This window comes from Sphingomonas sp. Leaf25 (assembly GCF_001421635.1).
Classification (GTDB): Bacteria; Pseudomonadota; Alphaproteobacteria; order Sphingomonadales; family Sphingomonadaceae; genus Sphingomonas.
Genome location: NZ_LMKU01000028.1, coordinates 72627 through 82677 on the forward strand (window position 1 = coordinate 72627; position 10051 = coordinate 82677).

Genomic DNA, 10051 nt, shown 5'->3' on the forward strand with positions numbered 1-10051 from the left:
TCCTGCGCTCTTTTGCCCGTGGGTGCAGCGCTCGCAGTCTGCGCAGTCGGCATCGGCTGGTATGGGACGGTCGTGTATGCCGAATTGTCACGCAAGCCTGTCTACGCCGGGTTGCAATATATCGACGCCCGCTATCGTGATCGACACCTGACGTTGCCCGCTAAGGCGACCGGCACCAATGCGGTCCGGGCGGTCGCGATCGGTACTGGCGACGACCGCGATCCTTATGTCTGGATCGTGCCGACGCTGACCGACGCTGCAAGCGTAGACGGCACCTTTCGCCTTGGTAACGTCGTCCGCAAGACCACACCTTGCGCGACGCTACGGCCTATACTCGCCAATCCTGCAACCCAGCCAGCGGCCGCACGGTATCTGCGTCACAATTGCCGGCCTTGATGTGGCCTCGAACGCCGTTGAAACCGGACGATTCCGGTTCAGTCCAATGGTATTTATCGCTCGACCCGAAACACTCCCTCCGACACCACGCTCAGCGTCGCGCCGACCGCCGCCGCCGCACTCGCCAACTCACCGCCCGCGCGGGGATCGTCGGCCGTGATCTCTACCACATCCGCCCCCTCGCGCAGCGCCCGCGCCAGCCGGATCGCCGGCCACGGACAGCGCATGCCGCGGGCGTCGATGCGGATCACTTGCTGTGGTCGAACGGGTTCTTCGGGGCGCGCATGTTGATCCGCACCGGCACCGCGCCGAAGCCGAATTCCTTGCGCAGACTGTTGATGAGATAGCGTTTGTAGCTCTCGGGCAACTGGTCGACGCGGGTGCCGAACAGCACGAAGCTGGGCGGGCGCGACTTGTTCTGGGTGATGTAGCGCATCTTGACGCGCTTGCCGCCGGGTGCGGGTGGCGGATTGGCTTCGAGCGCGCGGTCGAACCAGCGGTTGAGCTGGCCGGTCGAAACGCGGCGGCTCCACGCCTCGCGCGTTTCGAACGCGACCTTCATCAGCATGTCGAGCCCCTTGCCGGTCGCCGCCGACACGGTGAGCAGCGGCACGCCCTTCGCCTGCGACAGTCCGTCCTCGAGCGCGCCCTTGACCCCGTTGAACAGCGACGAGGCATGTTCGGCCACGTCCCATTTGTTGAGCGCGATCACCAGCGCGCGGCCCTCTTGCAGCACGCGGTCGGCGATCTTGATGTCCTGCAGTTCGAGGCCGCGCGTCCCGTCGAGCAGCAGCACGACGACCTCGGCGAAGTCGATCGCGTGGAGCGCGTCGGCGACCGACAGCTTCTCCAGCTTTTCCTGCACGCGCGCCTTCTTGCGCATGCCTGCGGTGTCGATCAGCCGCACCGCCCGGCCATTGCCCTCGCCATCGGTCCATTCCCAATCGACCGCGATCGAATCGCGGGTGATGCCCGCTTCCGGCCCGGTGATGAGCCGGTCTTCGCCCAGAAACCGGTTGATGAGCGTCGACTTGCCCGCATTGGGACGGCCGACGATCGCCAGCTTGAGGACGGCGGTCTGCGGGTCGTATTCGGCCTCATCCTCCTCCTCGACCTCTTCGTCCTCGCGTTCGATGTGCGGGCGCAGCGCGTCGAACAGGTCGGCCACGCCTTCGCCATGTTCGGCCGACATCTGCACCGGGTCACCAAAGCCCAGCGCCAGCGATTCGATCACGCCGCTCTCGCCCGCGCGCCCTTCCGCCTTGTTGGCAACGAGGACGACGGTGCCGTTCGACGAGCGCAGCCAGCGGGCGATCTCCTCGTCGAGCGGGGTGATGCCGGCGCGCGCGTCGATCATGAACAGCGCGACGTCGGCCATCTCGACCGCCGCCTGCGTCTGCATCCGCATGCGCCCGGGCAGGGTCGCGGCATCCTCATCCTCGAACCCCGCCGTGTCGACGATGGTGAAGTCGAGCCCGAGCAGGCTCGCCTCGCCCTCGCGCCGGTCGCGGGTCACGCCCGGCTGATCGTCGACCAGCGCCAGCCGCTTGCCGACCAGCCGGTTGAACAGCGTCGACTTGCCGACATTGGGACGGCCGATGATGGCGACGACGGGGTTGGGCATGGGGATTCCTGGGGTGCGCGGTGCGCGCGAGTGTAGGGAGTATGGGCCGGTGGGTCGAGGGCATTGCCCATAATCGTCGTTCCCGCGCAGGCGGGAACCCATAAACGCCGACGCAGCGCTTCCATCGGCAGCGCTGCGTCTATGGATCCCCGCCTTCGCGGGGATGACGAGTGGGGGTGTTTACTTCCAGGCGGTGAGCTGCCCCGCGTCGTCGAGCAGGTACAGCATGCCGTTGGCGACGATCGGCGACAGGGTATAGCCCACCTTCGACCGGGTTTCCTGCGTCGTCGTGATGCTGCCGTCGGCGGTCGAGGCGGACACCAACTGCCCTTCGGTATTGACGAGGAGCAGGCGGTTGCCCGCGAGGATCGGGCCGACCCAGCCGATGGGTCCTTTACGCTTCTTCACGTTGCGGAAGCCCTGCAGTTGCTGGACCCAGCGCAGCTTGCCGCTGCCGCGCGAGATGCACAGCAGGCGCGCGTCGTCGGTAACGACGAAGATCCATTCGCCCGCCACCCATGGCGTCGAGATGCCCGCCAGATTCTGTTCCCACAACCGCTGGCCCGAGGTGAGTTCGAGCGCGACCATGCGCCCGCCCTGCCCGACCGCATAGACCCGGCCGTTGTCGATCACCGGTTCGGCATCGATGTCGGCCAGCGCCGACACCGAGGTCGACGCCGAGGTGCGCGACAGGCTGTCGGCCCAGACCGACCGGCCGTTTTCATAGCGATAGGCGTTGAGTTCGCCCGACGAGAAACCGGCGACCACCGTGCCCTGCGCCGAAGCCGGCGCGGCGACGCCGAACACGCCCTGCGCTTCAAGGCTGCCCGACTGGGTCCACACGACCTTGCCGTCGGCCTGGTCGAGCGCGAAAAGCTGGTTGTCCTGGCTGACGACATAGACCTGCGCATTGGCCAGCGTCGGCGCGCCACGCAGCGGACCGCCGGGCTTGGCGCGCCACACTTCCTTGCCGTCGGCGGCGTTGAACGCGACCACATCGCCGAGGCCATCGCTGGCGAACACGCGCTCGCCCTCGGCGCTGACGCCGCCGCCGAAGCGGGCGCGCGGGTTCTCGTCACCCTTGACGGTCTGCGCGGTCCAGAGCTGCGCACCGGTGTCGGCCGCCATCGCGGTGACGACGCCCTCGACATCGATCACGTACAGCTTGCCGTTATCGACCACCGGGGCGGCGGCGAGGCGCGTGCGGGTGTTGCCGCCAGCGATGCGCGCCGACCACGCCTGGCGCAGCGTATCGCCCAGCGCCAGATGGCCCATCGACTTCGACGCGCTGCCGCCGGGCTGCGCCCAGCCGGCGTTGGTGGTGGCGAGCGGCAGGACGACCTGCAACTCGGCGAGCGTGGGATCGGCGACCGCCAGTTCCTCCGACGCGAGGATCGGCACGCGCTGGCCGACGATCGGAGTCTTGGGGCCGCCGCCGCCCTTGAACACGCCGCATCCACCGAGCAGCGCGAGCGCGGCGACCGCTGCCGAAAGTTTCAGGTGCTTCTTCATGGAAACGGTATCCGCGTTCAAAAGGAAGGATCAGCGCGCCGCAGCGGGCGTGGGAGCAGCATCGACGCCGAGCGACCCGGCCATCTGCACCGCGCGGGCACGGATGGTTTCGGGCACGCTTTCGGTCTGCGCGATCAGGCGATAGGTCTGCCCGGCCTGCTGCGGCTTGTCGAGGCGAAGATAGGCGATCGCCACCATCTCGCCCGCGCTGCCAAGCCACGGGCTGTCCTTGTCGGCCAGGCCGCGCAGCCGGTCGATCACCGCCTGCGGCGCAAGGCCGTCATATTCGACCGCCGTCTGGCGGACCAGCGCGAGATCGCGGAACGGCTGCGCCAGCGAGTCGTCGGCGGCGACCTTGGCGAAGGCGGCGGCAGCGCCCTTGCGATCGTCCTTGCCGAGCAGGAGGTCGGCCTGCGTCAGCAGCGCGGTGGCGCGCACCGCATCCCAATCCGACGTGGTCAGCGCCTGTACCGCCGCCGTCGCCTGCGCGCTGCGGCCCGCCGCGACATCATCGAGCGCGACCGCCAGTTTTTCACCCTGTTCGCCCGCCACCGTGTTGCGGTGATGCTGCCACCACGTCCAGCCGCCGAAGGCGACGAGCGCCAGCAGGACCGCACCGATGATCCACAGACCATAGCGCCGGCCGATATGCGACATCTGCTCGCGACGCAGTTCGTCGTCCACTTCGCGAATGAAGGCGTCGTTGTTCTGCGGGGTCAGCGCCAAGGGGAAAGCTCCGGGGGTTCAGTCAAGCGGGCTCCTTTAACCGACGCCCGGCCGAAACGAAAGCGGTTGGTCGCGGGCTTATCCCCTGGGCGGATAGAGCTGCGCCGCGCCGGGAAAGGCCCGCGACCGGACATCGCCGGCATAGGCATCGACCGCGGCGGAAATACGGCCGGCAATATCGCCATAGGTCTTCACGAAGCGCGGCGTCCGCTCGAACAGGCCGAGCATGTCCTCGGCCACCAGCACCTGCCCGTCGCATTGGGCGGATGCACCGATGCCGATGGTGGGACAGGCGATGCGGTTGGTGATGTCGATGGCGATCGGTTCGACCACGCCTTCGATCACCACCGCGAACGCGCCCGCCTCGGCGACCGCCGTCGCGTCGGCGACGATCTTGGCGGCCTCTTCGGGGCTGCGGCCGCGCGCGCCATAGCCGCCGAGCTGGTTCACCGCCTGCGGGGTCAGGCCGACATGGCCCATGACGGGGATACCCCGCTGCGACAGGAACGCGACCGTTTCGGCCATCGCCGTGCCGCCCTCCAGCTTCACCGCCGCCGCGCCGGTCGCCTTCAAGAGCATCGCCGCGCTTTCGAACGCCTGCTGCGGGCTGGCTTCATAGCTGCCGAACGGCATGTCGATGACGACCAGCGCGTGATAGCTGCCGCGCACCACCGCCGCGCCATGCGCCGCCATCATGTCGAGCGTGACCGGCACCGTGGAGGGCAGGCCATAGATCACCTGCCCCAGACTGTCGCCGACCAGCAGCATGTCGCATTGCGCATCCATCAACTGCGCCATCCGCACGGTATAGGCGGTCAGCATCACCAGCGGGGTCTTGCCCTTGGCGGCGCGGATCGCGGGGATGGTCAGCCGCTTGGCGGGCACAGGGGTGGGCGTCGCGCGGCTGGTGGCGGTGTCGATGGTGAAGGTCGTGGACATGCCCGCGCTTTAGCGGAGCGCGATCAGCGAAGCCACCCGCGCACGATGCCATGCCGCGCCAGCGCCAGTTGGGCGAGCGCGATGGCGAAGATCACCAGCGGAAACGGCAGGGTGGCGCCGGCCCCCTTGACCGCGATCAGATCGGTCGCGGCAAACACCCACGCGAACTGTACCGCCACCGCCAGCAGCGACACCGCGAACGCCGCCGCCGCCTGTCGCCGCCGCGCGAGGAGCAGCAGCGCGCCGATCAGCCCGCCCCAGGTCGCGGCGGCATAGATCCAGTCGAACCAGCCCGGCCGCACCAGATACATCCGCCGGTCATAATCGGGCAGCGCCGCCAGCGCCGCGTCGCTCATCATCGCATGGCTGTAGAAGGCGAAAATCCCCGCAAGGCCCCACAGGACCAGCAACAGCCCGACGAACCGGAACCATGGTGGCGTACGTCGACCGATCGCAGACGGCATATGCTTCCCCCAAAGCATGATTCGATGCGGGAGCGTAACGGGTCCGCCGGCGCTGGCCAATCGCTCTTTTAAATCAGGCGGCGAACCGCGCCGCATAGCGATCGGCCTTGAACCCGATCTCGATCCCCGCCCCGTCGACCAGCACCGGGCGACGGATCATCGACGGCTGGTCGCGCATCAGGTCGATCGCGCGCGCGGCATCGAGATCGGCACGTGCGGCTTCGGGCAGCTTGCGGAACGTCGTGCCGCTACGGTTGAGCAACGCTTCCCACCCGAGCGCCGCGACCCAGGTTTCGAGCAACGCCCGATCGATGCCGGCCTTCTTATAGTCGTGGAATTGATAGGCGACGCCGTGCGCGTCGAGCCACGACCGCGCCTTCCTGATCGTATCGCAGTTGGGGATGCCGTACATCGTCAGTGTCATCGATCACCTTTACCGTCGGACAGAGCGCGTCAAAATCCCAAGGTCGCGACCGGGATCGCTCGACCCTGCCAAAGAACCGGGATCGATGGTATCCCGGCAGCATGATGGCGACAAACCGGATGTACCGCTGGCTTCTTGCGTCCATGCTGGTGCTTCCGGGCGGGTGCCAGCTTCTTCCGGGCGGGTGCCAGCAATCCGGCCTTCCCGCGACGCCGCTGTTCGCCGGTATCGAGGGAATGGCATATCGCCGAGGCGAAGCAATGATCCGCGACCGGATCGAGGCGCGACAGATGCGGGGAGGCCCGGAACGCGCGCTGATCTCCTATCTCGAGACGCAAGGACTCCAGATCGACCCGAACCGGAAAAGCGCCTCGGTCAAATTCGGCGGCCCCCTCTGCGGCAGCCGGGTCCGCATCGACTGGGAAACGAACCGCACCGGCAAGATCGCCACGATGTTCGTGCTGTACGCTGATACGGGGTGCCTCTGACGGATCGGCACCAAGCCATTCCAGTGCGGCGCTTGATCGAAAGTGCTGGCTTCCTTCGTCACCCCGGACTTGTTCCGGGGTCCACTTGGCCGCGTACGCTGTCGATCATTCTTCGGGCTGCATCGATCGCTGCGCCGTGGACCCCGGAACGAGTCCGGGGTGACGATGCGGTCGTGAATATCGACTGGGCCTAAAGATTCACCCGTAGCCGGCGCCTCATGCCGGCTCACGCCGCCGATCGATAGCGCCGGACGGGCGGGGCCATCTGGACCACCGCCGGTTCCATCGCCAGCCGGAAGCGGGCGACGTGGCGGGCGAGCGCTTCGGCTTCGGCGGCGAGGCTGCGGGCGGCGGCGGTGCTTTCCTCGACCATCGCCGCATTCTGCTGCGTCACCGAATCCATCTCGTTGACCGCCGTGTTGACCTGTTGCAGCCCCAGCGCCTGCTGGTCCGCGCCCGCCGCGATCCGGCCGACCAGATCGCCGATCTCGACGACGCGGGTGACGATCCGGTCGAGCGCGCGGCCGGTTTCGCCGACCAGCGCGACGCCGCTTTCGACCTGCGTGCCGCTCGACTGGATGCGGGCCTTCACATCGCGCGCGGCATCGGCCGAACGCTGCGCCAGCGCGCGGACTTCGGAGGCGACCACCGCGAAGCCACGCCCGGCATCGCCGGCGCGCGCCGCCTCGACCCCGGCGTTGAGCGCCAGCAGATTGGTCTGGAACGCGATCCCGTCGATCACCGAGATGATCTGCGAAATCTCGTCGGACGACCGCTTGATCCGGCCCATCGCCTCCACCGCGTCGCGGACGATCCTGCCGCCCGCCTCGGCATCGGCGCGGGTGGCGGCCATCGTCTCGTTGGCCTGCAACGCGCCGGCGGCGGTCTGGCGGACGGTCATGGTGATCTCGTCCATCGCCGCCGCCGTTTCCTCCAGCGACGCCGCCTGATGTTCGGTGCGGCGCGACAGGTCGTCGGACGCGCCGCTGATCTCGGTCGCGCCGGTGCGGATGCTGCCCGCCGAATGCGACACCGCCTGCATCGCATCGCCGACCGCGACCATCGCCTGGTTGAAATCGGTGCGGATTTTGGCGAACGCACCGGTGAATTCGGCATCGATCCGCGCGGTCAGATCGCCCTTCGCCAGCGCGTCGAGCCCCTGCCCGACCTCGGCGACGACCTGCTGCTGCTCGGCCTCGCGCTCCCGCGCGACGATCGCAGCGTCGCGGAACACCTGCAGCGCGTCGGACATCTCGCCGATCTCGTCGTGCCGGCCGATGCCGGGGATCGCCGCATCGGTATCGCCGGCCGCCAGCCCGCGCATCCGGGCGGCAAGCGCCTCGACCGGTTTGGAGATCGACCGGCCGATCGCCTGCGAGAACAGCCCGACGGCCACCAGCACGATCAGCGCCAGCCCGCTGAGAATCGCAGCCGAACGCCACACCGCCGCATCGATCCGGTCGATATAGACGCCCGATCCGATCACCCAGCCCCATGGCGCAAAGCCCATGACGTACGACAATTTGGGCTGCGGCACCGGTTCACCCGGCTTGGTCCATTGATATTCGAGGAAGCCGGCACCCTTGTCGCGCACGATCTGCGCCATCTGCACGAAATGCGCCTTGCCGGCGGCATCCCGGTTGTTGGTCAGGTCGGTGCCGTTCAGTTCCGGCTTGATCGGGTGCATCAACATGCGGGGGTGCATGTCGTTGACCCAGAAATAATCCTTGTCGCCATAGCGCAGCGATCCGAGCGTCGAAAGAGCGGCCTTTTGCGCATCGGCGCGGCTCATCCGCCCGGCGACTTCCTCGTCATGATAATGTTCCACCACGGCGCGCGCGGTTTCGACGACCTGTTGCGTGCTGCGCTCAATATCGTCGTGCATCGTCGCGGAAAGGCGGAACAGACTGATACACAGCAGCGCGACCAGCCCCAGCGCCGCCACGACGCCGATAAGGTTGATACGGCCGCGAACCTTGAATTTCATGGTAGCCCTCCCCTGTCGCCGAGGATGGTGAGGCGTATTGCTGAATATATTATTTAAGCCTCGCCGATCCGACTCCCCGCGCGCCGCCATGCCGCGTCGATCGGCCCTTGACGAGTCCGCGTCCCGGCAATAGCCTTTGCGAATGAGTATCAATAGCGAGGCTCCATGTACGATCTGATCGACCGCCCGCTGGCCGCCCTGCCGCCCGGCGACCGCTTTCTGGTGCGCGCGATCCGCCTGTGGGTGGCGGCGCGAACCGCCTGTCAGCACCCACAGGCGATGCTTGCCGCGCGCTTCGCGCAGGCCGGCGCGCTGGAGGCGCTCGCCGATTTCGACACATGGATGACGCAGCTTTCCACCCACGCCCGCGTGCCGATCCAGATCAACTGTAAATGCGGGCTTGTGACCGACGATGAATCGGTTCTCTTGACCTTGGCGCGCGATCTCGTAACGGGGCGCGATGCGAAGGCACGGACCACGCTTTCGCTGCTGGTCGCCGATCGGGCGATCGCACCCACTTTTTGCGCGCTGGCCCGCACGGCGGCGATGCTCGGCCAGGTCGGGCTTCCCCCGGGCTCCAGCGTCAGGACGTAAGGATTATCGATGAGCGACCGCACCGCCGTAACCCACGGCCTCGAACCGACCAACGCGCTGAGCGTCGAGCGCGTGCGTTCGGTGCGTCACTGGAACGAGCATCTCTTCAGCTTCACCATCACCCGGCCGGCGAGCTTCCGCTTCCGCTCGGGCGAATTCGTGATGATCGGCCTGCCCGGCGACAACGGCAAGCCGCTGCTGCGCGCCTATTCGATCGCCAGCCCGGCCTATGCCGAGGAGCTGGAGTTCCTGTCGATCAAGGTGCAGGACGGCCCGCTGACGTCGAAGCTGCAACAGATCGTGCCGGGCGACGAAATCTACCTCGGCAAGAAGCCGACCGGTACGCTCGTCACCGATGCGCTGAAACCCGGCAGCCGGTTGTTCATGCTGTCGACCGGCACCGGCCTCGCCCCGTTCCTCAGCCTGATCCGCGATCCCGACGTGTACGAGATGTATGAATCGATCGTCGTCGTCCATTCGGTCCGCCGGGTCAGCGACCTTGCCTTCCGCACCACGTTGGAGGCGAACCTTGCCGGCGATCCGCTGGTCGAGGATCAGGCGGCTCAGCAGTTCACCTATGTCCCCACGGTAACGCGCGAGCCGTTCCACACCACCGGCCGCATCGACGCGCTGGTCGACAACGGCACGCTGTTCTCGTCGCGGATCGGCGGCGCGCAGGCGTTCGACCCGGCGACCGACCGGATCATGCTGTGCGGGTCGACCGAGATGATCCGCGACTTCTCGGTCTATCTGGAAGGTCAGGGGTTCGAGGAAGGATCGAACGCCAAGCCCGGCGACTATGTGATCGAGCGTGCGTTCGTCGGGTAGGTCGCGGCAGAGTTCACCTGATCGGCATTCGTTCGGAACGCCCGCATAATGGCTCCCCCCCCCCCCCAA

Annotated in this window: 12 protein-coding genes; 4 read left to right on the forward strand and 8 right to left on the reverse strand. The window is 67.4% G+C overall.

What is annotated here, in order from left to right:
• The first annotated feature begins 18 nt into the window (after positions 1–18).
• The gene (locus ASE78_RS18740; RefSeq protein ID WP_156351470.1) at positions 19–396 is read left to right on the forward strand and encodes a hypothetical protein; all 378 of its coding nucleotides are present in this window, start codon (positions 19–21) and stop codon (positions 394–396) included.
• A 53-nt stretch (positions 397–449) separates the two neighbouring features.
• On the opposite strand, the gene ASE78_RS11020 is transcribed toward ASE78_RS18740, so the two are convergent.
• From ASE78_RS11020 to ASE78_RS11050, 7 genes are all read right to left on the reverse strand, one after another.
• Positions 450–647, reverse strand: a complete 198-nt coding sequence (locus tag ASE78_RS11020) for a sulfurtransferase TusA family protein (RefSeq protein WP_056497006.1) — start codon at positions 645–647, stop codon at positions 450–452.
• On the reverse strand, positions 644–2020 hold the full coding sequence (der, locus tag ASE78_RS11025) for a ribosome biogenesis GTPase Der (RefSeq protein WP_056497009.1): 1377 nt from the start codon (positions 2018–2020) through the stop codon (positions 644–646). Before der ends, ASE78_RS11020 begins: the two co-directional genes overlap by 4 nt.
• A gap of 180 nt (positions 2021–2200) precedes the next feature.
• The gene (locus ASE78_RS11030; RefSeq protein WP_056497012.1) at positions 2201–3532 is read right to left on the reverse strand and encodes a PQQ-like beta-propeller repeat protein; all 1332 of its coding nucleotides are present in this window, start codon (positions 3530–3532) and stop codon (positions 2201–2203) included.
• Positions 3533–3562: 30 nt separating this feature from the next.
• Positions 3563–4258: a tetratricopeptide repeat protein gene (locus ASE78_RS11035; RefSeq protein WP_056497015.1), complete on the reverse strand. Its 696-nt coding sequence runs from the start codon at positions 4256–4258 to the stop codon at positions 3563–3565.
• 78 nt (positions 4259–4336) lie between these two features.
• Positions 4337–5197: a 3-methyl-2-oxobutanoate hydroxymethyltransferase gene (panB, locus tag ASE78_RS11040; RefSeq protein ID WP_056497018.1), complete on the reverse strand. Its 861-nt coding sequence runs from the start codon at positions 5195–5197 to the stop codon at positions 4337–4339.
• Positions 5198–5220: 23 nt separating this feature from the next.
• The gene (locus ASE78_RS11045) at positions 5221–5661 is read right to left on the reverse strand and encodes a hypothetical protein (RefSeq protein ID WP_055755529.1); all 441 of its coding nucleotides are present in this window, start codon (positions 5659–5661) and stop codon (positions 5221–5223) included.
• 73 nt (positions 5662–5734) lie between these two features.
• Entirely contained in the window at positions 5735–6085 is a 351-nt protein-coding gene (locus ASE78_RS11050) for an ArsC family reductase (RefSeq protein ID WP_056497020.1), read from the reverse strand.
• On the opposite strand from ASE78_RS11050, the gene ASE78_RS11055 reads away from it, so the two are divergent.
• Positions 6079–6573, forward strand: a complete 495-nt coding sequence (locus tag ASE78_RS11055) for a hypothetical protein (RefSeq protein WP_235515025.1) — start codon at positions 6079–6081, stop codon at positions 6571–6573. The two genes, ASE78_RS11050 and ASE78_RS11055, sit on opposite strands and share 7 nt — an antisense overlap.
• 226 nt (positions 6574–6799) lie before the next feature.
• Here ASE78_RS11055 and ASE78_RS11060 read toward each other — a convergent pair whose 3' ends face one another.
• Positions 6800–8560 (reverse strand): methyl-accepting chemotaxis protein, encoded by a 1761-nt coding sequence (locus ASE78_RS11060; protein WP_056497028.1) that lies wholly within the window; start codon positions 8558–8560, stop codon positions 6800–6802.
• Between the two features lie 165 nt (positions 8561–8725).
• Between ASE78_RS11060 and ASE78_RS11065 the strand changes: the two genes are divergently transcribed.
• Together ASE78_RS11065 and ASE78_RS11070 are read left to right on the forward strand one after the other, a co-directional pair.
• Positions 8726–9154, forward strand: a complete 429-nt coding sequence (locus ASE78_RS11065; protein WP_055755525.1) for a hypothetical protein — start codon at positions 8726–8728, stop codon at positions 9152–9154.
• Between the two features lie 9 nt (positions 9155–9163).
• On the forward strand, positions 9164–9982 hold the full coding sequence (locus tag ASE78_RS11070; protein WP_055755524.1) for a ferredoxin--NADP reductase: 819 nt from the start codon (positions 9164–9166) through the stop codon (positions 9980–9982).
• Positions 9983–10051 lie beyond the last annotated feature (69 nt).